Genomic DNA, 26014 nt, shown 5'->3' with positions numbered 1-26014 from the left:
CTTTATCGTTTTGTGAGCCAGACAGAATTTATTACGCAGATGGCGGTGCTGCTGCACTTGTACATACAACCAAGCAAAGGTTATGCCAGCTCTGCAGAAGTGGAAAAAAGCGGCGGTAGTCTGGGAGCGGGCAGGCGACCTGCCCGCCGCTGCACTTAAGCAGGGCAGCGATGCACCGGAGTGGCGCATCGCTCTGGTGGATTTTATTGCGATTTAGTCTGCGCCAGCATGGCGTGGATCAGTGCCTTCAGCACGTTCTGCAACCGGGCGGCACGCGCCTGCTGCCAGGCGTAAGGTGGGGTTTCATCCATGTAGTTGAGCTGCGCCAGCTCCAGCTGGACCGCCTCAATCTGCTGCTGCGGCTGACCGTAGGCACGGGTGATGTAACCGCCTTTAAAGCGCCCGTTAATCACCCAGCTGTAGTCGTTCTGCGCCGCGCACACGGCCTCCAGCGCCGCACTCATTGCAGGCGTGCAGCTTGCGCCGTCGTTGGTGCCGATGTTGATATCGGGCAGACGGCCGTCAAACAGGCGGGGAATTTCACTGGCGATAGAGTGGGCGTCAAACAGCAGCGCATAGCCATGCTGCGCTTTGAGCCGCGCCAGCTCCTGTTGAATCTGCTGATGATAGGGCTGCCAGATCTGATCGATGTAGCCCTGACGCGCCGTGTCGTCGGGTGTTTTGCCTGGTGCAAAGGTCGGTGTACCGTCGAACAGGGTTTCCGGGAACAGGCCGGTGGTGGCGCTGGTGTAGAGCGGCTGGTTATCGGGCGGGCGATTGAGATCGACCACAAAGCGGGAGTAGCGGCCGATTAACACGCTGGCCCCGAGATCACGCACAAAATCATACAGCAGGGGAATATGCCAGTCGGTGTCGGGTAAGCCGCGCGCGGCCTCACTCAGTCCGGCTTCCACGTCGGGCGTCAGCTCGGTACCGGCGTGGGGAATGCTGACCAGCAGCGGCAGACTGCCCTGGGTAAAATGGAAAGAGTTCATTGCGGTTCTCCACGATAGATAACGGTACAGGGCAGTTCACCACCCAGCCAGTAAACCAGTTCTGCCGGACGGGCCAGCGGCCAGTGAACGAAGTTCGCCACTTTTCCCGCCTCCAGCGAGCCGTGACTGTCAGCCAGCCCCAGCGCTTTTGCCCCCCACAGCGTGACGCCCGCCAGCGCCTCTTCCGGCGTCATGCCAAACAGGGTACAGCCCATATTAAGCATCAGACGCAGCGACAGCGCAGGCGAGGTGCCGGGATTGGCATCGCTGGCCAGCGCCATCGGCACGCCATAGCGCCGGAAGAGATCCACCGGCGGACGCTGCGTCTCCCGCAGCAGATAAAATGCACCAGGCAGCAGCACCGCCACGGTGCCATGTTGTGCCATCGCTCTGGCATCCTCCTCGGTGGCATATTCAAGGTGGTCGGCAGAGAGCGCCCCATAGCGCGCCGCCAGTGCTGCGCCACCTGACGCCGAGAGCTGCTCCGCATGCAGTTTCACCGGCATGCCAAGCGCCACCGCCCGATCAAATACCCGCGCCACCTGCTGCGGTGAAAAGGCGAGATGCTCGCAGAACGCATCCACCGCATCCGCCAGTCCCAGTGCCTGCACCTGCGGCAGCAGCCGTTCGCAGATGATATCGACCCAGCCATCCGGGTCGTGCTTAAACTCCGGCGGAAAAGCATGTGCCGCCAGACAGGTGGCGCGCACGTCAGCGGCTACGCTCTCTCCCAGCCGGCGAATCGCCCGCAGCATCCGCAGTTCGCTCTCTTCATCCAGACCATAGCCGGACTTGATTTCCACGGTGGTGACGCCCTCGGCCAGCAGGCGGTTAAGCCGCCAGCGAGCCGATGCCACCAGTTCCTGTTCAGTGGCGGCGCGGGTAGCGCGCACGGTTGAGAGGATGCCACCGCCCTGCGCGGCAATCTCTGCATAGCTGACGCCATTCAGGCGCTGTTCAAACTCCTGGCTGCGGTCGCCGCCAAACACCAGATGGGTATGACAATCCACCAGCCCCGGGGTCACGATGCCGCCCGGCAGATGATGATGCTGATCGGCGACGAACGCAGGCATCTCCGCCTGCGGCCCGACCCACACCAGCCTGCCCGCCCGCACCGCCAGCGCGCCCTGCGGGATAAGATGGTACTTTCCGTCACGCATGGTGACCAGGTCAGCCCCGGTCCACACCGTCTCTACGCGTATCTCTTCTGCCATCGCTGCCTCATGCCTCCGCCGTTTACACTGTGCCTCAAAGTATGTATATGTATATACAACCACATCCGATGAGGATCAACCATGGCGACTTTTTTTGCCTCGCGTGCCCTGCTGGCGGAGGGCTGGCAGCAGCAGGTGCGTATCACGGTCAATCAGGCCGGTTTTATCGACTCCATTACCCCGGATAGCCACGCTGATCAGGCTTTCCGACTCAACGGCGAGGTGATCCCGGCAATCGCCAACCTGCACTCGCACGCCTTCCAGCGTGCCATGGCGGGTCTGGCTGAAGTGGCGGGCGATCCTCAGGACAGTTTCTGGACGTGGCGGGATCTGATGTACCGCATGGTGCAGCGCCTGACGCCGCAACAGGTGGGCGATATTGCCGCCCTGCTCTACATCGAGATGCTGAAAGGCGGCTACACCCAGGTGGCGGAGTTTCACTACCTGCACCACGACACACAGGGTGCGCCCTACAGTGATGATGCGATGCTGCAACAGCTGATTGAAGCGGCGGAGATCGCCGGTATCGGCCAGACGCTGCTGCCGGTGCTCTACAGCTACAGCGGCTTCGGCAGCCAGCCAGCGTCGGCGGGTCAGAAGCGTTTTATCCAGCAGACCGACCGCTATCTGCAACAGCAGGCGCGGCTTGATACGTGGCAGCAGCAAAGGCCACTGCTGAACCGTGGCCTCTGTTTCCATTCACTGCGGGCGGTGAGTGAAAGCCAGATGCAGGACGTGCTGGCGGCCAGTGATCTGACACTGCCGGTACATATCCATGTGGCTGAACAGCAGAAAGAGGTGAATGACTCGCTGTCGTGGAGCGGCGAGCGTCCGGTGGCCTGGCTGCTGAACCGCTTTGAGGTGGATGCGCGCTGGTGCCTGATCCACGCCACCCATCTGGATGAGAGTGAGCTGGCGCGTCTCGCCCGCAGCGGCGCAGTGGCGGGTCTCTGCCCGACCACCGAAGCCAACCTCGGTGACGGCATCTTTCCGGCAGTGGAGTACATCGCGCAGGGCGGACGCTGGGGCATCGGCTCTGACAGTCACGTCTCGCTGAGCGCCCAGGAGGAGCTGCGCTGGCTGGAGTATGCTCAGCGACTGCGCGACCAGCGTCGCAACCGGATTACCCTGCCCGGCCAGCCGTCGGTAGGCGATCTGCTGTGGCAACAGGCAGCTGCGGGCGGTGCGCAGGCGTGTGGCATTCAGCAGGGCACGCTGGCGGTGGGACAACGTGCCGACTGGCTGGTGCTGCGGGATGAGGCGTGGCTCGGCAGCGTCGGGTCGCACGCCGTCCTCAACCGCTGGCTCTTTGCCGGGCAGCGCGATCAGATTCGGGACGTTTATGTGGCGGGTAAAACCGTGGTTGAAGATGGGGTGCATCCGCACCAGACGGCGTGTGCCGCCCGCTTTGCTCAGGCGATGGAGGCGCTGCGATGATCGCCCGGTTCACGTACGCGGAGCTGGCGGTCAGCCGCTGGCGCAACGGCGGCGGCGAAACCCGCGAAATCATCAGCTTTCCACCCGGCGCGGAGCGCTTCGGCTGGCGCGCCAGCATTGCGACGCTGGCGCAGGATGGTCCCTTCTCTGCCTTTCCTGACATTGATCGGGTGATTACCCTGCTGCATGGCGATCCGGTGTTGCTGACCGCGCCGGGCGGGCAGCACTTACTGACGCCTCAGCAGCCCTGGGCGTTTGCCGGTGAACTCGCCTTAACGGCAAAGCTGCAGGGCAGCGTCAGCGAAGATTTTAATATTATGACGCGGCGCGGGGAATGGCAGGCAGCGGTGGAGGTGGTGACCACGCCGGTCAGCACTCTGCATGGCGTCGCCTGGGTGCTGGCTGGCACCTGGCAGACGGCTGACGGGGAACGGCTGACCGCACAACAGGGCGCGTGGTGGGTCGATGAAGAAACAGCACTCAGCCCGTGCGATACCGATGCCCGGCTGCTGTTTACCCGTCTTAACCGTGTCCCCTGAAGCGGCCCAGTAGTTTGTAACGTGAGCCGGGATAGAGCAGCCGCGCATAGGTCACGATTTTAGTGTCGCTCCAGGTCTGACGGCGAATCAGCAGGCAGGGTTCGTGCTCATCCACCGACAGATGTTTACGCTGACGCGCATCGGGCAACACCGCTTCAACAATGTGCTCGCCCGCCGTCAGCGGCGCGACGCGCATCAGATAGGTGTAAGGCGTCATCTGCTGATAATCCTGCGTCAGGTAATCGGGCGCGACCAGCGGATTGACCAGACGGTCCTCCAGTTGCACCGGCAGATCATTTTCGTAATGCACAATCAGCGAATGATAAAGCGTCTGCCCGGTGGTCAGTCCCAGCACCGCCGCCTGCTCAGGATCGGCTTTGTCCTGGCCGATGGCGAGAATTTTGCAGCTGTGCTGATGGCCGCGCTGAGCGATCTCATCGGCGATGTTATGCACCTCCAGCATGGCGGTGTAGCCTTTCATCTCCGCCACGAAGGTTCCGACGCCCTGCATCCGCACCAGAAAGCCTTCGCTGGTGAGTTCACGCAGCGCCCGGTTAATGGTCATGCGGCTGACGCCCAGTTCATTAACCAGTTCACTTTCTGATGGCACACGCTGATTCGCTTTCCACAACCCTTCACGGATCTGGCTGACGATGGCCTGCTTCACCCGCTGATAAATCGGGGCAGGCTCATCGCTCATTGCCGCCGCCAGTTGTGCCAGTGCCGTATGCTCAACCATTTGCTGTTCCTTATGCTGAAAGTCCCCTAAGTTTACTGTCTCACCGTGTGAATGTATATACATCCAGTACGCTGCGCGGTGCCCCAATGGTGCAGCCTGCGCATCCTGATGGTGCAGCCTCTGAGTAGCGCTAAATAGTCAACCCGCAGCGGACGGGCAATCGATTTTTGTGATCGGCCTGGCACGGCACTTGCTTGCTACCTTTGATTGTATAGACAAGCATAGACAAGAATTAACGCTTATGTTTCACTCGTATTATTCCGCTGGATCAGGGCAAGGAGAGCAGTTTAGCCACACCAGCACACTTGTATAGACAGGAGTAGACTATGTCAGGTTCGTTTCAGGTTTTGCGCCTGGTGCCAGGCGAGGTGGACCTCGCCACATTACGCGCTATCTATCAGGGCAACGTCACGCTGACGCTTGATGAGCCCGCGCGTCAGGCGATTGCGGCGGCGCAGCAGACCGTGGATGCGATTGTCGCCTCCGGCAACGTGGTATATGGCATTAATACCGGCTTCGGCAAGCTGGCGCAGACGCAAATCCCGGCCAGTCGGCTGGCGGATCTGCAGCGTAATCTGGTGCTGTCACACAGCGTCGGGCTGGGCGATCTGCTGCCCGACAATGTTACCCGCCTGGTGGTCGCCACCAAAATCATCAGCCTGGCACGCGGTCACTCTGGCGTGCGAATCGAACTGGTTGAGGCGCTGCTGGCGCTGTTCAATGCGGGAGTCATGCCCTGCATCCCGGAAAAAGGCTCGGTCGGTGCCTCCGGCGATCTGGCACCGCTGGCGCACATGTCCCTGATGCTGCTGGGCGAAGGTCAGGTCCGGCTCAGGGGTGAGTTGATCCCGGCCACCGAAGGCCTGGCAAGCGTGGGCCTGTCGCCGTTTGTACTCGGCCCGAAAGAGGGACTGGCGCTGCTTAACGGCACCCAGGTCTCAACTGCGCTGGCGCTGCGCGGCCTGTTTGAGGGTGAAAACCTGTTTGCCGCTGGTCTGATGGCCGGTGCGCTGTCGCTGGAGGCGATTAAAGGCTCGCTAAAACCGTTCGACGCCCGTATCCATCAGGCGCGCGGTCAGCGTGGTCAGATTGCGGTCGCCGCTGCCGTCAGCACCCTGATTGAGGGCAGTGAAATAGTGCTGTCGCATACACATTGCGGCCGCGTTCAGGATCCCTACTCCATCCGCTGCGTGCCACAGGTGATGGGTGCCTGCCTGGACAACTTCAGCCACGCCGCGCGGATTCTGGAAATCGAAGCGAACGCGGCCTCTGACAACCCGCTGGTGTTCAGTGACAGCGGCGATGTGATCTCCGGCGGCAACTTCCACGCAGAACCGGTGGCCTTTGCTGCGGACATCCTGGCGCTGGCGATTGCCGAAGTCGGGGCCATCTCCGAGCGACGGCTGGCGCTGCTGCTGGACAGCGGCTTGTCGGGCCTGCCGCCCTTCCTGGTGCGCGACGGCGGCGTAAACTCCGGCTTTATGATCGCCCAGGTGACCGCCGCCGCGCTGGCCTCTGAGAACAAATCGCTGGCCCATCCGGGCAGCGTCGACAGCCTGCCGACCTCCGCTAATCAGGAAGATCACGTCTCGATGGCAACCTACGCCGCGCGCCGTCTCGGCAGCATGTGCTTTAACAGCGCCGCGGTAGTCGGCATTGAGGCGATGGCCGCCGCACAGGGCATTGAATTCAACCGGCCGCTGAAAAGCTCTGCGCTGATTGAGCAGGCCATCGACACCATTCGCGAGCAGGTCGCCTTCCTTGAGGAGGATCGCCTGCTGGCTCCCGATATCGAGGCAATGCGTCAGTGGGCAAGTCGCACTGACTGGCCTCAGGCATTGACCGCGCTGCTGCCGAGCATGCGCCCAACTTCTTGAATTAAGGAATCTTTCATGAGCGAAACTCTTTCTCAGGCTGTGGCACGTGAAATTCGCGCGCCTCACGGTACCACGCTGCACTGCGCCAACTGGCTGATTGAAGCCGCTTACCGCATGATTCAGAACAACCTCGATCCCGATGTTGCCGAGCGGCCGGAAGATCTGGTGGTTTATGGCGGCATCGGTAAGGCGGCGCGTAACTGGGAGTGCTTCGAGCAGATCCTGCGTTCGCTGCGGGCACTGCAGCCGGATGAAACCCTGCTGATCCAGAGCGGCAAGCCGGTCGGCATTTTCCGCACCCACGCGGATGCACCCCGCGTACTGCTGGCAAACTCCAATCTGGTGCCGCACTGGGCGACCTGGGATCACTTCCATGAGCTGGATAAAGCGGGCCTGATGATGTACGGCCAGATGACCGCCGGTTCCTGGATCTATATCGGCGCGCAGGGCATCGTGCAGGGCACCTACGAAACCTTCGTGGAAGCGGGACGTCAGCACTACAACAACGACCTCAGCGGACGCTGGATCCTCACCGCCGGGCTGGGCGGCATGGGCGGCGCGCAACCGCTGGCGGGCGTTCTGGCCGGGGCCTGTGTGCTGGCGATTGAGTGTCAGGAGTCGCGCATCGATTTCCGCCTGCGTACCCGCTATGTAGATTACAAAGCCACCACGCTGGATGAAGCGCTGGCGTTAATCAGCGAAGCGACCGCGGCGAAAAAAGCGATTTCGGTCGGGCTGCTGGGCAATGCCGCCGAGATCCTGCCGGAGCTGGTGAAACGCGCCCGGGCGGGCGGGCCAAAACCGGATATCGTGACCGATCAGACCTCGGCGCACGATCCGATTAATGGCTACCTGCCGGCTGGCTGGGATCTGGCGCGCTGGCAGCAGGAACGCGTCTCACAGCCGAAGGCAGTGGAGAAAGCGGCGCGTGCCTCAATGGCGGTCCACGTGCAGGCGATGCTCGACTTCTGTCATATGGGCATCCCGACCGTGGATTACGGCAACAATATCCGTCAGGTCGCGCTGGATGAGGGTGTCAGCAACGCCTTCGACTTCCCTGGCTTTGTACCGGCCTACATCCGTCCGCTGTTCTGCGAAGGAAAAGGCCCGTTCCGCTGGGTGGCGCTGTCCGGCGATCCGGAAGATATCTACAAGACCGACGCGAAACTCAAAGAACTGTTCCCGCATCACAAAACGCTGCATCGCTGGCTGGATATGGCGCAGGAGCGCATCGCCTTCCAGGGACTACCAGCACGTATCTGCTGGCTGGGACTGGGCGAACGGCATCTTGCCGGTCTGGCGTTCAATGAAATGGTGCGCAACGGCGAGCTGAAAGCGCCGGTGGTGATTGGCCGCGACCATCTCGACTGCGGCTCGGTTGCCTCACCTAACCGTGAAACCGAAGCGATGAAGGATGGCTCGGATGCGATCTCAGACTGGCCGCTGCTTAACGCGCTGCTGAATACCGCAGGCGGTGCGACCTGGGTCAGCCTGCATCACGGCGGCGGTGTTGGTATGGGCTTCTCGCAGCACGCCGGTATGGTGATTGTCTGTGACGGCAGCAAAGAGGCGGATGCGCGTCTGGGTCGGGTGTTGTGGAATGACCCGGCCACCGGCGTGATGCGTCATGCCGACGCGGGTTATGAGCTGGCACAAAGTTGCGCGGCAGAGCATGAACTGAACCTGCCGATGCAGAAGTAATACGCTGAACGGGGCGGGCAGCGACTTGCCCCGTTTTCTTCGCATTTTTCCCTTCTGAAGCCCTGCCCGGACATCACTTCCTTATTACTTATTCCATTTTGATTTAGCCTATAGCCAGATTTCGTCCTGCCGGCGATAGACGCAGCGCCACCCGACCTCTAAAGTGAAATCTTCTCATTCTGTATGGAGCGCGACTCTGCATGACCCTTTCCCCTGCCCTGCTTGAAGATGCCCTGCGCTGGCGCCGTGAGTTTCATCGCCACCCCGAATTAGGTTACCAGGAACAGCAAACCAGCCAGTTTATCGCTGATGAGTTAGAGCGGGCGGGATTGCAGGTGTTTCGTGGTCTGGCGGGCACCGGCGTGATCGGCACGCTGGAAAACGGTCCCGGCCCGGTTATCGGGCTGCGTGCGGATATGGATGCGCTGCCGATTACGGAAAAAGGCGACACTGAATGGCGCTCCGTCACTCCCGGCGTGATGCACGCCTGCGGGCACGACGGTCACAGCGCCATTCTGCTGGCCGCCGCCCGACAGTTGGCCGCCACACGCCAGTTCAGCGGCACGGTACATTTCATTTTTCAGCCTGCCGAAGAGAACCTGGGCGGTGCGCGCAAAATGGTGGAAGAGGGACTGTTCCAGCGCTTCCCGATGGATGCGATCTATGCGATGCACAACTGGCCGGGCCTGCCGCTGGGGTCACTGGCGGTTAACCCTGGCGCCATGATGGCGTCGCTGGATTCGTTTGAGATTACCCTGCACGGCAAAAGCTGCCACGCGGCGATGCCGGAAAGCGGTGCCGATCCAATGGTGGTAGCGGCTGAGCTGATTCTGGCGCTGCAGACGATTCCGTCACGTCGGCTCTCGCCGCTCGCCTCGGCGGTGGTTAGCGTGACGCAGATCCACGGTGGCGAAGCGATCAACGTGATCCCGGAACAGATTGTGCTGCGCGGCACGGTGCGTTGCCTGCAAACCAGCGTGCGCGAAAAAGTACGCGGACTGATTGATGAATTTGTCGCTACCCTGCCACGTCCGTTTGGCGTCAGCGGTGAGATTGAGTGGTTACCGGGCTATCCGGTGACCGCCAACCATGCGGTCCCGGCTGAGCAGGTACGCGAGGTGGCGCTGGCGACGCTGGGGGCCGAACAGGTTCAGTGGCAGGTTAATCCGTCGATGGCGTCTGAAGATTTTGCCTGCATGATGGAGGCCTGTCCGGGTGCTTACTTCTGGCTGGGCGCGGATGGCGACACGCCTTCCGCCCCGTTGCACAACGCCCGCTATGACTTCAACGACGCGCTGCTGCCAATTGGCATTACTTTCTGGCAGAACCTGGTTGAACAGGCGCTGCCAGCAGCCTGAGTCAGTAACCGGCGGCGAGGATCTGCTGCTCTGCCGCCGCCAGCGAGTCGCACTGGCCGCTGGCGCGCAGGCAGCAGGCGAGTTGAAGTCGCAGTGATGCGGGCACCGGCCGCTGCTGATTCAGCACCTGCTCAATCCAGCGCGCGGTTACCTCTGCCGTCTTATCGGCCGGCAGTTCAACGGCCACTTCGGGCTGACGCTCAACCCACACTTCCGCTTCTGCGCCTGCGCCCTGAATCATGCTGATCGCCGGGCAGCGCTGTGGATTGGCATAGACCTCCCCTTCGGTGCCATTGAGCAGTATCGCAGGCGCATCGATGTCACTGAAAAATTTCGCCACACGCGGTACATACTCTGGGTGCGACACGCTCGACAGACGCAGCGCCGCACGTTCGGCAAACGGGGTCGCCAGTTTTGCCAGCGTATGCGCGCTATTACGCACGCCCATTCGCCAGCGCAGCGACAGCTGTTTCGCCATTGGCGGGCAGAGATGATCGATGGTGATAAAGGCGAGTTCGCCCTGATCGAGTTTTGCCTGCGCCGCCTCTGCGGTGGTGACGGGGGTAATACCTAGCGCGGCAAACACCGCTTCACTGGTGATGCGCGTCGCGTCGTCGCTGACGCCATGCACCAGCACCGGGAAGCCGAGTTTCACCAGCAGCAGCGCCAGCAACGGCGTGAGATTGCCCTGCCGACGCGCACCGTTGTAGCTGGGGATCACAATCGGCATCGGGCGGTTTTCCGGCGCCTGCAGTTGCATCATCTGCGCCTGCATCGCCTGATAAAAGCCGCGCATTTCCGCTTCGCCTTCGCCTTTAATACGCAGCGCAATCAGAATGCCGCCCAGCTCCAGGTCCGGCACCTCGCCCGCCAGCATCGCGCCATAGAGCGCCACGGCAGTATCAAAGTCGATATCGCGGGCATGATTTTTACCGCGACCAATCTCTTTAATGATTTTATTCAGTTCCATCACTCGCTTCCGGTTAAGTGCGCGGCTCAGCGCCGCGTGGGACGTCGTTTACGCACCGTGTTTTTTGGCACCACGGTGGCCGGTATCGCTGCCGGCTCTGGCGTTTCCGGCTGCTCAATCGGGAAGATCGGCAGCGCCGCTAACAGCCGGCTGCCGTAAGATTTGCTCAGCAGACGGCGGTCGTAAATGACGATTTCGCCATAACATTGATGGCTGCGAATCAGGCGTCCGACCTGTTGAATCAGGGTAAAAGAGGCGCTGGGTAAGCTCTGCACCTCAAACGGATAGCGTTTCAGGCTTTTCAGCCACTCGCCTTCGGTCAAAATTACCGGACTGTCTACCGGGGGAAAAGCGATTTTATGGATATGCACCTGACTCAGCAGATCGCCTTTGAGATCCAGCCCTTCGGCAAACGACTGCAGGCCAATCAGGATGCTGGTTTCCCCTTTGGCGACGCGCTGACGATGCAGATCGACCAGGCGGCTGCGAGGCTGATCGCCCTGAACCAGCATTGAGAGGCGCAGGTCGGGCAGACAGGCGACAAACTGCTGCATCACCCGGTTGCTGGCAAACAGCACCAGCACGCCTTTGTGCTTTTTCTCCGCCATCTGCTGCCGGAAGAAACCGGCCATCTCCGCGATATGCTCCGCTTCGTGCGTCATCAGCGGCTCATAGCGCATCTGCGGGATCACCAGCTTGCCCTGCTCCACGTGGTTAAACGGGGAGTCCAGCGCCACAAAGCGGTCGCCCGCTTTCTCGCTGAGTCCCGACATCTCCTGCAGGCGGTTGAAACTGTTAAGCGATCGCAGCGTGGCGGAGGTCACAACCACGTGCGGAATTTTACGCCACAGCATCTTCTCCAGCTGGTCGCTGACGCGGATGCCAGCGCAGTGAAACAGCAGGTGCGCCTGACCTTCGCGCAGCTCGCGGGTGATCCACTTCGACACCGGCGCGCCAGAGGCTTTTTCCATCGCCGCCAGCCGCCACAGTTTGCTGACCGATTCGAACCAGCCAAACTGGCGATTGAGCTGCAGCAGATTGCGATGCAGTCGCACCACATCCACTTTACCTGTCTGCTCGCTCAGCGCATTAATCAAACCTTCACTCAGGCCGCGTAGCGCATCGCTGAGCTTAAAGAGCCGGGCGCAGAGATCCAGCAGCTCCTGCGGCAACGCGCCCAGCACAAAGCGGAATTCGCCCGGCTGGTTATGCGGTGGCAGCAGCGGATTCAGCGCCTGAGCGGTAATCGTCAGCAGTTCGCGCAGCTCATCGCAGTGCGCTTTCAGCCGCTCCGGGTTAGCCAGCGGCGGCGGCGATTTTGGCCGCATCTGCGTCATAATGCTCTCTACCAGCTTGATAAAGAGGTCGAGCTGCAGGCTGCTCCAGCCCGGCGTGATGTCGGCGCTCATCTCCAGCGCATCGCGGGCCACTTCCGGCAAGTGATGCCCTTCATCCAGCACCAGCATCAGGTTTTTTGCCGGTGGCAGCACCGACTCATTCTCCATTGCGGCCATGACCAGCGCATGGTTCGCCACCACTACATCCACCTGCTCGATTTCGCGCCGCGCCACAAAGAACGGGCATTCACGATACCAGCGACAGTGTGCGCCAAGGCAGCTCGCTTTGTCGGTGGAGAGCCGCTGCCACAGGCTGTCGCTGACGTTCTCGTCGCTGTGATCGCGCAGGCCGTCCCACTGATAGCGATCCAGCGATTTCTGCAACCGGCCACACTGCGTCTGCTCCTCTTTAGTGCTGCTGACGGCGTCATCGTCCAGATAAAGCAGCAGATCGCCCTGCTCATCGTCATCGGCCGCCATCGCCGCCAGATTACGCGGACAGACATAGCGCCCGCGGCCAAAGGCGGCAGTAAAGGTGAGATCGGGAATGATTTTTTTCAGCAGCGGCAGATCTTTGGTGAAGATTTGATCCTGCAGCGCCACGTTGGCGGTGCTGATCACCAGCCGCTTCTCCTGGGCGCGGCTGGCCGCGATGCCCGGGATCAGATAAGAGAGGGTTTTGCCCACGCCGGTTGGCGCTTCAACCGCCAGATGGCGCGAATCGTCGCCCGCCAGGCACTTCGCCACTTCGGCGATCATCTGGCGCTGCGGCGCACGTGGGATGAAGTCAGGCACCTGCTCCTGAAGCGCTTTATACCATTGCGCTATCTGGCTTTTTACTGCGGCTGTCAGGGCCATGATTTGCGTTACCACACCGAAAATATGGCCTGTATTTTTACACAGTATCCTGTTGGCGTCAGCTTTCGCGCCGAATTTTTCGTGCGACGTCGTAAATTTCAGCAGTTGCCCGTTTCAGGGTCGTGCGGGCAGCCCGTCAACCCAGGCCGGTCCGGCACGAAGAAAGGCCAGCCGCATGAGCTAGCGGCTGGCTACGCCAGCACTTTGTACATATAGGTGGTGGCATCCAGCACGCCCGCGGTGGATTCGGCATAAAACGGGATCGACCCCGCCACCTGCCAGCCCAGCGAGCGATAGAGATCGCTGGCGACATCGCCGCTGCGCGTATCCAGCACCAGCAGCGTTTTGCCCTGCGCACGGGCCTGCTGCTCAGCGCGCTGCATCAGCTCACGCGCGATGCCCTGACGGCGCGCCTGCGGATGCACCAGCAGTTTGCTGATCTCCGCCCGGTGTCGGCCATTAGGCATGGCGCTGCCATTGAGAATGACCGTGCCCACGATGCGACCGTGCTGCCGCGCAACGAATAGTTCGCTGTCGCCGTCTGCCAGACCGGCAATCCGCTGCTGCCAGAATCGCGTCATCACCTCTTCGTCTTCAGCATCAATAAAGCCGACGCTGGCGCCGTCTGCCACACAGCCCTGCAGCACCGCTGTGAGTTCATCCAATTGCGGTTGCGCTTCGTCGGCGCGAAGTATTCTGTAATCGATCATGGTTTCGCCACCACCAGTAAATAGCGCGCGCCGTCAGTCAGGTGCGCCTCAAAAGCCGATTTCCCGACCAGATGAAAACGTAAGCAATCACCGGGCTTCAGCGCCCACTGCTGCGGCCCCATCGTGACAGTGAGGCCGCCCTCGCGCAGCCAGATATGCTGCTCCAGACCCTGAATGGGTGGCGCATCGTAATCTATACGTGCACCAGGCCGTAATTTGCCCTCAACCAGTTCGCATCGGAAATGAAGCGCAGGAGGTGAGACATTCCGGCGAATAAATCCGCTGGATTCATCCTGCCACACGGGCTGCTGGTCATCTCTGATCAGCAGGCTGGACTCAACCTCCACTTCACTGAGCAGGCGCGACATCGTTAATCCGTAGGCAACACACAGACGGTTAAGCAGCGCAGCAGTAGGGCTGGTCTCGCTTCGCTCAATGCGCGATAATGACGCACGACTGATGCCCGTTGCGACAGCAAGTTCATCCAGCGACCAGCCGCGTTGCAGGCGTAATTCTGCCAGCCTCACCGCCAGTCGTTGCTCTGTATTCAGCTCTGACATGGTGATTTCTCATATTTGGGAATAATTCTCTTATATGAGATATAACGGAGAAACGGCGTATCAGTCAAGTTGTACATCGAGAAATGTATTGTACAACTTAGTCGGCTTCGTTATGGTAATTGCACTCAGACCAATCGAAAGAGGAATTTATGACCTTATACAGTATCGGTGACGTCGCCGAGCGCTGTGGCATAAACCCAGTCACCCTGCGCGCCTGGCAGCGTCGTTATGGCTTACTGAAGCCGCAACGTACCGAAGGCGGACATCGTCAGTTTGACGAAGAGGATGTTCATCGCATCGAAGAGATTATGCGCTGGATTGAAAGCGGCGTGCCGGTCGGTAAAGTTAAGGCACTGCTGGAAGGTGGCGATGTAGATGCCCATGACGGCTGGACCACACTCCAGGATGAGCTGATCAGCGTCCTGCGTCACGTCAGACCCGCTAAACTTCGTAATAAAATTGCCGCGATTGGTCGTGAACATCCGATTGATGCGCTGATCGACCATGTTTTTATGCCGGTGCGCCAGAAGCTGAGTCTGGATCAGAACACCGCCCGCACCATGTGCAGTCTGCTGGATGGTTTGCTGATCGATTATGTCGCGTTCTGCCTGACCGGCAGCCGCAAAAAATCGGGTAAAGATGCGCTGATTATTGGCTGGGGTATCGACGATCGTACCCGCATCTGGCTGGAAGGCTGGCGTCTGTCGCAGCATGGCTGGCGGATTGATGTGCTGGCAGAACCGCTGGATTTACCGCGTCCTGAACTCTTTCCCGGCATGAATATGTTTGTCTTTACCGGTAAAAAACTGACCCGCCGCCAGCAGGAACAGCTGTCACACTGGCAGGAACAGGGCTATGCCGTGCGGTTGCACGACCCCGCCTGATAACAAAAACGCACGCCGGGCACTTTGCCTGCTGCCTTGCGCGCGCTATTATCCCCGCCTCACTGTTAACGAGCTCAGGTTTTACCCATGAACTGTAAAAAAGCTTTCTTCGCCACGCTGTTTTTTATTATGGCGGCAGGTGGCACCGGCGGTCTGATGCTGGTGGGATACTCTCTCATCGTTCACTCACGCTAAGCCAGCGCTGCAGGCGTTCAAACAGGCGATCGCTGACTATCGCCAGCAGCGCCACCAGTAATGCCCCCTGAATGACATAGGCTGTATTAAAGCCGCTTAAGCCGATAATCACCGGCGATCCCAGACTTTTCGCGCCGACCGTCGAGGCGATGGCAGCGGTGCCGATGTTGATGATCACCGAGGTGCGTATCCCGGCGATGATGACCGGCGCAGCCAGCGCCAGCTCAATCTGCCACAGCCGTTGCCAGCTACTCATGCCGACCCCGATGGCGATCTCCCGGCTGCTGGCCGGTACGCTATCAATACCCGCCAGCGTCCCCTGTAAAATCGGCAGCAATCCATAGAGCAGCAGCGCCACAACTGCGGGCCAGGCCCCAAATCCCATTACCGGCACCGCAATTGCCAGCACCGCCACCGGCGGAATCGTCTGCCCTGCCGCCACAATGGTTTCCATCAGCGGCCGGAACGCCCGCCCCGCCCGCCGCGTCACCAACACACCACTGCCAATGCCAATCACAATCGCCAGCAGGCTGGCGGTGATCACCAGAAACAGATGCGCCAGCGTCAGCTGCCAGAAGCTCTCCTGCTGATAGAGTGGCCGCGCCAGTTCGGGAAAGCAGCGGTGAAACAGCGGCCCGCTGTAAGGCATCAGGGTCAGCAGCGCGCCGTAGAACAGCACCAGCCACAGCAGCGGATCCCTTAGCCTGCGCATGTTAAATCCTCGCGCAGTTGCAGCAGATCGCCAAAGTGGAGCACGCCCAGCGGCCGCTGCTGATCGTCAATGACCGGCAGTTTATCGGTACGCCGGGCGATAAACTGCGACAGGGCATCGCGCAGCGTCAGTGCCGCAGCTATCGGTTCGCCCGGCAGCCACTCGCCGCGCCGCACGGCATTACCAACCTGCTCCAGCGACAGCAGCCGTACTCCCATTTCGCTGCGGCCAAAGAAGTCGCGCACAAAATCATTTTTCGGCTGGGTCAGCAGCTCCACCGGCCTGCCCTGCTGAACAATCTCGCCGTTATCCATCAGCACAATACGGTCCGCCAGCGTCAGCGCTTCGTCGATGTCGTGCGTCACCAGCACGATGGTGCGGCCCGACAGTTGATGAATGCGCAACATCTCCTGTTGCAGCACCCCGCGCGTCACCGGGTCGAGTGCACCAAACGGCTCATCCATCAGTAACACTTCCGGATCCGCCGCCAGCGCCCGCGCCACGCCGATGCGCTGTTGCTGCCCACCCGAGAGCTGATGCGGATAGCGGTCCAGCAGCTGCGCATCGAGATTCAGCAGCGCCAGCAGCGCCGTGATACGTTCATTGACCTGTGCCCGGGGCCAGCCCAGTAGCACTGGCACCGTGGCGATATTCTTCCGCACCGTCCAGTGCGGAAACAGGCCAATCGACTGGATGGCGTAGCCCATGCGCCGCCGCAGCGTGCGGGCATCGAGCTGGCGAATCGACTCTCCGGCAAAGCGGATTTCACCACTGTCAAACTCCACCAGCCGGTTGATCATCTTCAGGGTGGTCGATTTGCCCGAACCGGAGGTGCCAAGCAGCACGCAAAATTCCCCTTTCGCCACCTGTAACGACAGATCTTTCACCGCCGCTTTACCGTTAAACGCGCGGGAAACGCCGTCAAACTCAATCATCTTTTCTCTCCAGCAGTGAGATCAGCAGGCGGAACAGCGCATCAATGACCACCGCCAGCGCAATCACCGGAATTACTCCCAGCAACACCAAATCAAGCGCACTGCTTAACAGTCCCTGGAAAATAATCGCGCCAAAGCCGCCCGCGCCAATCAGCGCTGCGACCACCGCCATGCCCAGCGTCTGCACCACCACCACCCGCAGGCCCGCCAGCCAGACCGGCAGCGCCAGCGGCACATCCACCGCAATAAACTGCTGCCAGCCACTCATGCCGACGCCGCGTGCACTCTCCCGCACCTCGTGCGGCACCTGTTGCAGCCCCACCACCACGCTGCGCACCAGCGGCAACAGGGCGTAAAGCACCAGCGCGATCAGCGCCGGAGCCATCCCAATGCCGCTGATGCCCCAGTCGCCGAGCCACGGAAACTGCTGAGCCAGTCCGGCCAGCGGCGCAATCAGCAGACCAAACAGCGCCACCGAGGGCACAGTCTGAATCACATTCAGCACGCCGAACACCCCGCCCTGCCAGCCAGGCCGCCTGAACAGTGTGACGCCCAGCGGCAGCGCAATCATCAGCGCAGGCACCACCGTTCCCGCCAGCAGGGTGAGATGACGGCTCAGCGCGGCATCAAACACCGCGTGGCGGTTGGCATACTCTTTCAGCAGGGAGAGATCGCTGAGCTGGCCACTGAACAGCAGCAGCAGCGGCAACAGCCAGACCTGCAGATTGAGCAGCAGCTGTGCCAGCCGATGGCGGGTCAGTTGCCGCACCTGATCGGTGATCAGCAGCAGGATCAGCGCGCCGCTGCACCACAATCCGCTGGCAAAGCTGGTGCGCGCCAGACGGCTGCCCTGCTGGCTGAGTAAAGTGGCCTGATGACCGCTGAGCCAGATGATCGCCGCCAGCATCAGTTCTGCCGCCAGCAGCGCCAGCATCAGCGTGATGCGGGTCGGATGCCGCCACAGCAGCAGCCACAGCGTCAACAGCGGCAGCAGCAACAGCCCGAAGCGGCTAATCTGCCAGCCCATCAGCGGTTCACCCGCCACCAGACGGTTTGGGGCGAAGTTCAGAAACGGCAATGCCACCAGCGCCAGAGTCAGCAGCGTCAGCAGCAGCAGTGCCACCGGCTGCTCAACCGGACGGCTTATCGCTTCCCGCGATATCTGCATCGGTTACAGCAGCTTTTTCTGCTGCAGCCATTCGGTCGCTACGCTGCTGGCATCCTGACCGTCGACCGCGATTCTGGCGTTGAGCTGTTGCAGTGTCTTCTCATCAAGCGCGCTGAACACCGGCTTCAGCCACTCTGCAATCTCTGGATAGGCTTTGAGTACCGATTCACGGATCACCGGCGTCGGTGCATAAATCGGCTGAACCCCTTTAGGATCGCTGAGCGTCTGCAGACCTAATGCCGCTACCGGACCGTCGGTGCCGTACGCCATCGCCGCGTTTACGCCGGAAGTCTGCTGTGCCGCTGCGCTGATGGTAACAGCGGTATCGCCGCCAGCCAGTGACAGCAGCTGGTCCTGCTTGAGATCAAAGCCATAGGCTTTTTCAAAGGCGGGTAAGGCATCGCTGCGTTCAATAAATTCTGCTGAGGCCGCCAGTTTGAAGGTGCCGCCTTTTTTCAGCCAGGCGCTGAGGTCCGCCAGAGAGTTGAGCTGATTTTTTTCAGCCAGATCTTTTCGCACAGCGATGGTCCAGGTGTTATTAGCCGGAGCGGGTGTCAGCCAGACCAGATGGTTTTTCTCCGCATCCAGCTTCTTCACTTTCTCGTAGCCTTCGGCGGCATTTTTCCAGGCGCTGTCTTTCTCATCATTGAAGAAAAATGCACCGTTGCCGGTATATTCCGGATAAATATCAAGTTCGCCCGCCGTGATGGCACCGCGCACCACCTGCGTGGTGCCGAGCTGAATTTTATTGACGGTTTTTACCCCATGCTTTTCCAGCACCTGAAGGATCACATTGCCCAGCAGTGATCCTTCGGTATCAATTTTTGAGCCGACCCGCACCGGGTCTGCCGCCTGTGCTATCCCCATGCTGAGCAGCAAAGCGCTGACGCCCATCCAACCCCGAATTCTGACCATGGCTTTTTCCTTATCGCAGTGTGTTGTTTTTACGTTTTGTTCGTGCGTGATGATTAACAAGGCGTTGTGCGCCTGCGCGTTCAGGCTGCCCTCCTGCCACTCTGCGGGAGGCTGGCAAGGCGTGCAGCGGAAATTATCTGCCTTAAAAGCGTAGCCTGGCGCAGCGGCGATGCAGCTGACTTTATCGCAAATTGATAACGATTTGAGATTATAAATTCATCTCATATAACCTAAAGGAATTTACGTCTGGGCGTCTAAACGGCTATTCTCGGAAATCTGTTTTTATAATAAAAGACGCACAACATCATGTCCGACCTGACCTCTTCCGCCCATGTGGCAACAGCAGGGAGTTCGCCCGGTGGCGAAACACAGTGGATCCGCAGCGCAGCTGACGTCTCCCGATTAGTGAACAGTGGCGACAGCGCCCGTAATAATGCCCGCATTGTGGTGGCGATTGCGCTGGGGGGCGTCTTCCTTGACGCCTACGACCTGGGTGCGCTGGCCTTTGGCATCAAAGACATCACGCGCGAATTCAATCTCACCCCGACCGGCACCGGCATGGTCGCCTCGGCAATCACCTTCGGGGCCATTATCGGCGCACTGATCGGCGGCTATCTCACGGATAAAATTGGCCGTTATCGGGTGTTTATGGCCGATATGTTCTTTTTCGTGGTGGCGGCTATCGCCTGTGCGTTTGCCCCCAATGAGTACGTGCTGGCCGGCGCGCGTTTTGTGATGGGTCTGGGAGTCGGAATCGATCTGCCGGTGGCGATGGCGTTTCTGGCGGAGTTTTCCAGACTACGTGGCAAGGGAAATAAAGCGGCCAGCGTGGCGATGTGGTGCCCAACCTGGTATGCGGCAATCAGCATCTCTTATCTGCTGGTGCTCTTGCTCTATGCCGTGTTACCCGAAAGCCACACCGACTGGCTCTGGCGTCTAATCCTTGGTTTTGGTGCCGTTCCGGCGATTATCATCATCGCCATCCGTAGCCGTTACATGAGCGAATCCCCGGTTTGGGCGGCGAATCAGGGCGACCTGAAAGGTGCCGCGGCGATTTTACGCAGTGCGTGGAGTATTAATGCCCAGGTGGCACCCGACGCCGCGCTGACGCCTGCCATGCCGGTGCGCAAGGCGAGCTGGCGTAACTATGGTGCGTTGTTACAGGGCGTTTATCGCCGCCGTACATTGCTGGCGACCATCACTTCCATTGCCTCATCTTTTGCTTATAACGCGGTGGCGTTTGGCTTGCCGGTGATCATCTCCAGCTTCTTTGCCCAGTCAATGCTTACCACCATTCTGGTGTCGCTGGCGCTGAATCTGCTGTTCGCCTTTGTCGGCGGGATACTGGCGGTGCGGCTGGTGCCGCGCCTCGGAGCGTGGAAGATGTCGGTGGCGGGTTATGCCTGTCAGTGCGTGGCGCTGCTCGGGCTGGCGCTGATTGGTCGTCCGGAAGGCGGCCAGGAAGCCGCGCTGGCGATCGGCATGCTGGCGCTGTTCCTGTTTGGACAGGGATTCGGGCCTGGCTCCCATACCATGACTTTTGCTTCGCTGAGCTACCCGACGTCGCTGCGCGGCGTGGGTGTCGGCTTTAACCAGACGCTGATGCGCGGCAGCTCTACCGTTTCGCTGTTTCTGTTTCCGGTGCTGGTCGCGGCGCTGGGCACCGGCGTGTTCTGGGTGATCTTCCTGGCACCACTGGCGGGCCTGCTGGCGCTGCTGGCGATCCGCTGGGAACCGTCGGGTTATGATGTGGATGCGGAAGATTTCGAGCTGCAGCGATAATCAATGGTCAGGACGTGGATAGCGCACCGACTCAGGGAGCAAAAGTCCCCCCGCAAAGACGCAAAAAATGCCCTCTAAGGCATGCTCAGCGCGGGCGATTACGCACCTCACTGTACGCCATTGACTTACCCTCCTTGCATGATAATATGACTCTACCCTACGCCAATGACGTACAGACATGTTATTCATTGAGACTCCTGTATTCACGGAAGATGTAAAGGAACTACTCAGCGATGATGAATATCGCGAGTTTCAACAATTCATGGCTGACAATCCAGGCTGGGGTGATGTTATCCAGAATACGGGTGGCCTGCGTAAAGTTCGCTGGGCGGCCAAAGGCAAAGGTAAGCGTGGCGGCGTTCGGGTGATTTACTATTACAAAGTCTCTGAATCACAAATCAGGCTGTTGCTGATTTATAAAAAAGGCGTCCAGGATGATTTATCCGAGGATGAAAAACATCTGTTAAGGGCGTTGAACGAGGGCTGGTAATGGACAAAAAACTGTTTGAGCGTTTGAAAGAAAGCATGACTCAGATGAATGAGATCGTCGAAGGCTCCCGAGCACCTGCCCGCGAAAGCACAGTCACTGCGGTTAAAGTCAAAGCTATCAGAAACGCTACTGGTCTTTCGCAAAGCGGGTTCGCTAAGCTGATTTCCGTGAATGTAGACACGCTAAAAAACTGGGAACAGGGACGACGTGAGCCAACCGGCCCGGCTAAAGCTTTACTCCGGGCCATAGAACGCGATCCGCAGCATGTGATCCCAGCGCTTGCTGATAAATAATCATTGAAGAAACCGGCCTTTGTGCCGGTTAGCAGGGATAAAGAGCGGGAGCAATAGGCTTTTAGAGCACGAAGCAGGCATCAGAGCCAAAGGCAAAAGAAATTCTCAAATCGCTCAATATTGCAGATGATAAAACATGCGATATGTACGAACAGATTTAGCTAAGCTATCTGTAGCTGTTTATTTCTCAGCAATTCGTTCGATCTGCATGAGAAAGAAGTAGAGGCTGTTGCTATGATTGAGGACATACCACACCGATCTTCTCTCGCAATGCTCGTCATTGCGGCCAGTTTATTCACCTGACCCGCCAGCTTCCTTATTATGATCTCCGAAATTTAAGATTTTATGATACCGGTCATTTTTCCAAAAATCATTTTATTATTCTTTTTTGAGCTGCCTATAAAACTGTTGCATCAAAAAAATAACTCACCTGAATTATTGCAATCGAAAATATCCCCATCAGAGACAACATGAGGCGTGGCAAATCTGCATATACAATAAATCCATAAATTTATGGAATCCGGTTGGAGAAAATTAAGGATAAAGAACTGAAAAAAATGATTTTTCTGGTAAGATCACATGTGCGACTTTTACAATAACCTGACATTTTAGATAGTATTCTAAAACTGGCGACGGGTGTTAAAGCGTCCGTTAGGTCGCTTAAGATTAAAACTTCAAAAATAGCGTTCTGAATCAACATATTTCAGACTTTGATATATTTCACTGTCAATTATACTCGCCTACAGGTGTTATAATCTGTTTGAGTGTAATTGCGTTTGGCTTTACCATCAGAATTCACCACAACGAAAAGGAGTTTAAATGTACACATATAAGATGGTTCAGATTCCACCCAACATTTCAGTCAAGGCAAAAGACAACAAGAATGGAATTGCCGCAGCATACCTGGAGCAAGAGGTTAACTCATGGGCTACTGAAGGCTGGGAGTTCCACCGTGTTGACACCATCGGTATAGATGAACAGCCGGGTTGCTTTGGTGGAAATAAATCCACATTGACTCACTATTACGTCATTACCTTTAGAAAAGAAGTTGCAAGTGCTTAAGTGGCTCAGTATTCGATTCGTCATGTTGTATCGGACATATGCACCGATGAATATCCGAAATCGCTGTCGTCACACTCCTTCTTGCTCTAAGTACACCCTGATAGCGCTAAAACGCTTTGGCTTTATTACGGGATGGAAACTGGGGTTACAGAGAATCTACCGCTGTCGGCCACCTAATTGCGGGATTGATTACCCTCCGCACAGGTAAGCCAAAAATCATAAAGGTCACCGAGAGTATGCTGGTGACCTTATTCACATATGCAATTCGAATTGGGTAAGCAAATCTGAAGCTGCTCAGCAAGCACCTTCAGAGCGATAATAATAAGTCACGTAAATCCTTTCATCCATACGCATCTTTTAAATGAGCGCGGTATTACTGTCAGGGGCTTTTTCCCACCGTCCGTATGAGACCTAATAGTTCTGGTCATCAATATTTACTGATTGTCTGACCAGACAATCACGCACAAGCCGATTTCCGCCCGAAACTCCGAACCTGCTATTCCGAGAGCAGCGGGATATACTACTCACCTCAAAGCATTTTTATGCCGGGAAAGGAAACTGCTCCAGATAGTCCGGGATGCGCGGGAAAGTATGCAAAAACCACGGTGTGAACTGCTGTGGCTGCATCTGCATCTGCTGCTCAATCAGCGCCATCGGGCGATAATCCCAGGCATCCGCTTCCTGCGGATTCAGCTGCGGCAGGCTGTCGCAGACGGCAAAGAAGACGTGACCATACTCATGTTCAGTCAGGCCATTGCTCAGTTTCAGGTTGTAGCTCAGCTCAAACACCGGCGTCAGCGTCACCACCATCCCCATCTCTTCACGCAAGCGGCGCTCGGCGGCGTCGCGGGTTGATTCATGGGGATAAGGATGACCACAGCAGGTATTACTCCACAAGCCACCACAATGATATTTATCGCTGGCACGCCGTTGTAGCAACAGCTCCTGCCGGGAATTGAAGACGTAGACCGTCACCGCGCGGTGCAGTAATCCTTTTTCATGCACTTCCAGCTTTTCCATCTTGCCGGTGGGACGATCGAGGTGGTCAACGAGGATAACTTCAATAGCAGACATGGCGTTTCCTTGAGATTATTCCCAACTATTCTGGCACAGAATTATCGGTTTGGGCGGATCATCGAGGATTTTTTACCCGGGTCAGGCGGAGATAAGCGGATGAAGCAGAGAGAAAATCAGGCCAGCAAGGCTGGCCTGAAGAGGGATTACAGTCGGAAGCTCTGAACCACCCGCTCAAGCTGGGTGCTCTGCGATTCCATCGCCTGCGCGGCAGCAGAAACCTGCTCCACCAGCACGGCGTTCTGCTGTGTGGTGCCATCCAGCTGGGTAATCGCAACGTTAACCTGTTCGATGCCCAGGCTCTGTTCGCGGCTGGCTGACATGATTTCACTCATCAGCGTTGTCACACTGCTCACGCCCTTCATCAGCTCATCCATGGTCTGACCCGCCTGCTCGACCAGCGCGCTGCCGGTATCGATGTTCGCCACCGACTCTTCGATTAACTTTTTAATCTCACGCGCCGAGTTGGCTGAACGCTGTGCCAGGTTGCGCACTTCTGATGCCACCACCGCAAAACCGCGACCCTGTTCACCGGCCCGTGCGGCTTCTACTGCGGCGTTCAGCGCCAGGATATTGGTCTGGAATGCGATGCTGTCGATCACGCTGATGATATCGACCACTTTACGGGATGAGTGATGAATCTCGCCCATGGTGGTGACCACCTGACGGACCACTTCAGTGCCACGTGCGGCCACCTGCGAGGCATCACCCGCCAGCTGGTTAGCGTGAGTCGCGTTGTCGGCGTTCTGACGCACGGTGCCGGTCAGTTGCTCCATCGACGCGGCCGTTTCTACAATCGAGCTGGCCTGATCTTCGGTACGGGAGGAGAGATTAGCGTTGCCGCTGGCAATTTCACGCGACGCGGCGGTGATCGCCAGCGCGCTGTCGCCCACCTGCTGGAGCAGCCCCTGCAGATAGCTGATGAACTGGTTAAAGCTCTGCGCGACGGCGTTGAACTCCGGGCTGTTGCTGGCTGGCAGACGCTGAGTCAGATCCGCACCACCGGTCGACAGCGCTTCGATGTTGCTGTTCAGCACGTTAAGACGTTTCATCATGGCGCGGACAAAGCCCAGCGACACCAGCAGCAGGATTACCGCCAGAGGGATCTGCACCAGACCCAGGCGGGTCAGCATGTTGTGAGACTGCGCTTTCAGCAGGCTGGTTGGCAGGCTGCTGGCGAGATACCACGGGCTGCCAGGAATGGCCTGCACGAACAGCGTCTGCTCGCCTTCACTGCTGTCATAGGTGGTTTCCAGCGGCTGATTGCCAACACCGTTAAGCAGCGTTTTCAGCGGTGCTGCCATCGGCATCTGTACGTCAGCCAGGTTTTCGAGCTTCGGTGCGGCATTCACCAGTGCGCCATTGCCCACGACTTTACCGTCGGCTTCGACGATCAGGACGTTGCCCTGAATGGTTTCACCCATCTGCTTCGCCAGCTGGTTAAAGAACCCCAGCGTCACGTCGATGGTGGCGACACCCCACGCCGTGCCGTTTTTGTAGATGGCCATAGCACAGTTGGTGCGCGGCTGCGGACTGGCGGCATCCTGATAGGCTTTTGCCCAGGCACACTGGCCTTTCGGAGCGGCCATGCCATCTTTGTACCAGGGTTGCTCCCAGTATTTGTCAGCCGCGTCGGAGTTCCAGTAAGTGTTCACCTGCAGTTCATTGCTGGCATTACGGGCAAAGAAGCTGCTGTCCTTCTCTTTGGCTGGATCACGACGGTTTGGCAGTGGCCAGATCCCGCCACCAAACACATTGCTGTCCTGATACTGGTTAACCAGCGTCGGTAACAGGGTGTCGATGGTGGCGCTGTCCATGACAGATGCGGCTTCGGTAATGGCGCGCTGCTGGGCCTGAACGCGGTTCATCTGTTCAACGATACCGGAAGCCAGCGAATCCACCTGATAGCGAACCAGACGGCTTTCGCTATCGACCAGCTGTGGCGCGACAAACTGATTAATAACCCAGACTGTAACGAGTAAAAGCGCAACAAAGAACGCGATCATTGTTGCGGTGAAGCGGGATTGTGTTGTTTTAAACATCTTCGTTCCCCTGAACCTGGTGCGGCGCGATTGCCTGATCGGGTTTAACGGCGCGGCAAGCGGGAACTTGAGATGAGCAGGATCACATATTTGAGAAATGTTTGATTTTTGTAAAAATTTAATTTCAGAGCGGAACTATCACTTCCCCGGCGGGCGCCGGGGAATGG

Annotated in this window: 26 protein-coding genes; 13 read left to right on the top strand and 13 right to left on the bottom strand. The window is 58.5% G+C overall.

What is annotated here, in order from left to right; all coding sequences use genetic code 11:
• The first annotated feature begins 82 nt into the window (after positions 1 to 82).
• On the top strand, positions 83 to 217 hold the full coding sequence (locus tag AC6I8B_RS06125; protein ID WP_022625982.1) for a hypothetical protein: 135 nt from the start codon (positions 83 to 85) through the stop codon (positions 215 to 217).
• Here AC6I8B_RS06125 and hutG read toward each other — a convergent pair.
• Together hutG and hutI are read right to left on the bottom strand one after the other, a co-directional pair.
• Positions 204 to 995: an N-formylglutamate deformylase gene (hutG, locus tag AC6I8B_RS06120; RefSeq protein WP_497816194.1), complete on the bottom strand. Its 792-nt coding sequence runs from the start codon at positions 993 to 995 to the stop codon at positions 204 to 206. The genes AC6I8B_RS06125 and hutG overlap by 14 nt on opposite strands.
• Positions 992 to 2209 (bottom strand): imidazolonepropionase, encoded by a 1218-nt coding sequence (hutI, locus tag AC6I8B_RS06115; RefSeq protein WP_157351761.1) that lies wholly within the window; start codon positions 2207 to 2209, stop codon positions 992 to 994. Before hutI ends, hutG begins: the two co-directional genes overlap by 4 nt.
• 81 nt (positions 2210 to 2290) lie before the next feature.
• Between hutI and AC6I8B_RS06110 the strand changes: the two genes are divergently transcribed.
• Entirely contained in the window at positions 2291 to 3646 is a 1356-nt protein-coding gene (locus AC6I8B_RS06110; protein ID WP_157351759.1) for a formimidoylglutamate deiminase, read from the top strand.
• The gene (locus AC6I8B_RS06105; RefSeq protein ID WP_157351757.1) at positions 3643 to 4185 is read left to right on the top strand and encodes a HutD/Ves family protein; all 543 of its coding nucleotides are present in this window, start codon (positions 3643 to 3645) and stop codon (positions 4183 to 4185) included. Before AC6I8B_RS06110 ends, AC6I8B_RS06105 begins: the two co-directional genes overlap by 4 nt.
• Here AC6I8B_RS06105 and hutC read toward each other — a convergent pair.
• Positions 4169 to 4924, bottom strand: a complete 756-nt coding sequence (gene hutC / locus AC6I8B_RS06100; RefSeq protein WP_010254300.1) for a histidine utilization transcriptional repressor HutC — start codon at positions 4922 to 4924, stop codon at positions 4169 to 4171. The two genes, AC6I8B_RS06105 and hutC, sit on opposite strands and share 17 nt — an antisense overlap.
• Positions 4925 to 5250: 326 nt before the next feature.
• Here hutC and hutH point away from each other — a divergent pair, with 326 nt between their 5' ends.
• The 3 genes from hutH (at position 5251) to AC6I8B_RS06085 (ending at position 9860) form a co-directional block, all read left to right on the top strand.
• Positions 5251 to 6801 carry a histidine ammonia-lyase gene (hutH, locus tag AC6I8B_RS06095; RefSeq protein ID WP_191921146.1) on the top strand — a complete coding sequence of 517 codons (1551 nt, stop codon included), beginning with the start codon at positions 5251 to 5253 and terminating at the stop codon, positions 6799 to 6801.
• 15 nt (positions 6802 to 6816) lie between these two features.
• Complete coding sequence (gene hutU, locus AC6I8B_RS06090; RefSeq protein ID WP_033757077.1) at positions 6817 to 8502, top strand: urocanate hydratase; 1686 nt, start codon at positions 6817 to 6819, stop codon at positions 8500 to 8502.
• Between the two features lie 200 nt (positions 8503 to 8702).
• Positions 8703 to 9860: a M20 aminoacylase family protein gene (locus AC6I8B_RS06085; protein ID WP_497817614.1), complete on the top strand. Its 1158-nt coding sequence runs from the start codon at positions 8703 to 8705 to the stop codon at positions 9858 to 9860.
• A gap of 1 nt (position 9861) precedes the next feature.
• Here the strand turns inward: AC6I8B_RS06085 and ybiB are convergent, their stop codons facing one another.
• The 4 genes from ybiB to AC6I8B_RS06065 all read right to left on the bottom strand — a co-directional run bounded on the left by ybiB (position 9862) and on the right by AC6I8B_RS06065 (position 14295).
• Positions 9862 to 10830 carry a DNA-binding protein YbiB gene (ybiB, locus tag AC6I8B_RS06080; RefSeq protein ID WP_122458992.1) on the bottom strand — a complete coding sequence of 323 codons (969 nt, stop codon included), beginning with the start codon at positions 10828 to 10830 and terminating at the stop codon, positions 9862 to 9864.
• Between the two features lie 26 nt (positions 10831 to 10856).
• Positions 10857 to 13025 carry an ATP-dependent DNA helicase DinG gene (dinG, locus tag AC6I8B_RS06075; protein ID WP_497817613.1) on the bottom strand — a complete coding sequence of 723 codons (2169 nt, stop codon included), beginning with the start codon at positions 13023 to 13025 and terminating at the stop codon, positions 10857 to 10859.
• 191 nt (positions 13026 to 13216) lie between these two features.
• The gene (locus AC6I8B_RS06070) at positions 13217 to 13735 is read right to left on the bottom strand and encodes a GNAT family N-acetyltransferase (RefSeq protein ID WP_033785504.1); all 519 of its coding nucleotides are present in this window, start codon (positions 13733 to 13735) and stop codon (positions 13217 to 13219) included.
• Entirely contained in the window at positions 13732 to 14295 is a 564-nt protein-coding gene (locus tag AC6I8B_RS06065) for a helix-turn-helix domain-containing protein (protein WP_060679816.1), read from the bottom strand. Before AC6I8B_RS06065 ends, AC6I8B_RS06070 begins: the two co-directional genes overlap by 4 nt.
• A 149-nt stretch (positions 14296 to 14444) precedes the next feature.
• On the opposite strand from AC6I8B_RS06065, the gene AC6I8B_RS06060 reads away from it, so the two are divergent.
• Together AC6I8B_RS06060 and AC6I8B_RS06055 are read left to right on the top strand one after the other, a co-directional pair.
• Positions 14445 to 15179, top strand: coding sequence for a MerR family transcriptional regulator (locus AC6I8B_RS06060; protein ID WP_010254274.1), 735 nt, complete (start codon positions 14445 to 14447; stop codon positions 15177 to 15179).
• Positions 15180 to 15266: 87 nt separating this feature from the next.
• Positions 15267 to 15374: a YohO family small membrane protein gene (locus AC6I8B_RS06055; RefSeq protein WP_010254271.1), complete on the top strand. Its 108-nt coding sequence runs from the start codon at positions 15267 to 15269 to the stop codon at positions 15372 to 15374.
• Here the strand turns inward: AC6I8B_RS06055 and AC6I8B_RS06050 are convergent.
• The 4 genes from AC6I8B_RS06050 to osmF are packed head-to-tail and all read right to left on the bottom strand — an operon-like array spanning position 15355 to position 19104.
• On the bottom strand, positions 15355 to 16086 hold the full coding sequence (locus tag AC6I8B_RS06050; protein ID WP_497817612.1) for an ABC transporter permease: 732 nt from the start codon (positions 16084 to 16086) through the stop codon (positions 15355 to 15357). The genes AC6I8B_RS06055 and AC6I8B_RS06050 overlap by 20 nt on opposite strands.
• Positions 16074 to 17021: an ABC transporter ATP-binding protein gene (locus tag AC6I8B_RS06045; RefSeq protein ID WP_010254263.1), complete on the bottom strand. Its 948-nt coding sequence runs from the start codon at positions 17019 to 17021 to the stop codon at positions 16074 to 16076. Before AC6I8B_RS06045 ends, AC6I8B_RS06050 begins: the two co-directional genes overlap by 13 nt.
• The gene (locus AC6I8B_RS06040) at positions 17014 to 18189 is read right to left on the bottom strand and encodes an ABC transporter permease (RefSeq protein ID WP_157351753.1); all 1176 of its coding nucleotides are present in this window, start codon (positions 18187 to 18189) and stop codon (positions 17014 to 17016) included. The genes AC6I8B_RS06045 and AC6I8B_RS06040 overlap by 8 nt, the downstream gene beginning before the upstream one ends.
• A 3-nt stretch (positions 18190 to 18192) precedes the next feature.
• Entirely contained in the window at positions 18193 to 19104 is a 912-nt protein-coding gene (gene osmF, locus AC6I8B_RS06035) for a glycine betaine ABC transporter substrate-binding protein OsmF (RefSeq protein ID WP_050679471.1), read from the bottom strand.
• A gap of 306 nt (positions 19105 to 19410) precedes the next feature.
• Between osmF and AC6I8B_RS06030 the strand changes: the two genes are divergently transcribed.
• From AC6I8B_RS06030 to yidD, 5 genes are all read left to right on the top strand, one after another.
• A complete protein-coding gene (locus AC6I8B_RS06030) occupies positions 19411 to 20886 on the top strand; it encodes an MFS transporter (RefSeq protein WP_010669713.1) in 1476 nt (491 codons plus the stop codon).
• A 178-nt stretch (positions 20887 to 21064) separates the two neighbouring features.
• Entirely contained in the window at positions 21065 to 21376 is a 312-nt protein-coding gene (locus tag AC6I8B_RS06025; protein WP_010669712.1) for a type II toxin-antitoxin system RelE/ParE family toxin, read from the top strand.
• Complete coding sequence (gene nadS, locus AC6I8B_RS06020) at positions 21376 to 21669, top strand: NadS family protein (RefSeq protein WP_010669711.1); 294 nt, start codon at positions 21376 to 21378, stop codon at positions 21667 to 21669. The genes AC6I8B_RS06025 and nadS overlap by 1 nt, the downstream gene beginning before the upstream one ends.
• An 819-nt stretch (positions 21670 to 22488) precedes the next feature.
• Positions 22489 to 22731: a DUF4177 domain-containing protein gene (locus tag AC6I8B_RS06015; RefSeq protein WP_198346842.1), complete on the top strand. Its 243-nt coding sequence runs from the start codon at positions 22489 to 22491 to the stop codon at positions 22729 to 22731.
• Positions 22732 to 22753: 22 nt separating this feature from the next.
• The gene (yidD, locus tag AC6I8B_RS06010; RefSeq protein WP_157352830.1) at positions 22754 to 22939 is read left to right on the top strand and encodes a membrane protein insertion efficiency factor YidD; all 186 of its coding nucleotides are present in this window, start codon (positions 22754 to 22756) and stop codon (positions 22937 to 22939) included.
• A 332-nt stretch (positions 22940 to 23271) separates the two neighbouring features.
• On the opposite strand, the gene idi is transcribed toward yidD, so the two are convergent.
• The gene (gene idi / locus AC6I8B_RS06005) at positions 23272 to 23805 is read right to left on the bottom strand and encodes an isopentenyl-diphosphate Delta-isomerase (RefSeq protein ID WP_157351751.1); all 534 of its coding nucleotides are present in this window, start codon (positions 23803 to 23805) and stop codon (positions 23272 to 23274) included.
• A gap of 146 nt (positions 23806 to 23951) precedes the next feature.
• The gene (locus tag AC6I8B_RS06000) at positions 23952 to 25847 is read right to left on the bottom strand and encodes a methyl-accepting chemotaxis protein (RefSeq protein ID WP_022625996.1); all 1896 of its coding nucleotides are present in this window, start codon (positions 25845 to 25847) and stop codon (positions 23952 to 23954) included.
• Between the last annotated feature and the right edge of the window lie 167 nt (positions 25848 to 26014).

Source organism: Pantoea sp. X-Soil-ISGK-285 (assembly GCF_059730815.1).
The sequence above is the reverse complement of the archived record's forward strand: the minus strand, read 5'-3'. Positions and strand labels throughout refer to the sequence as shown.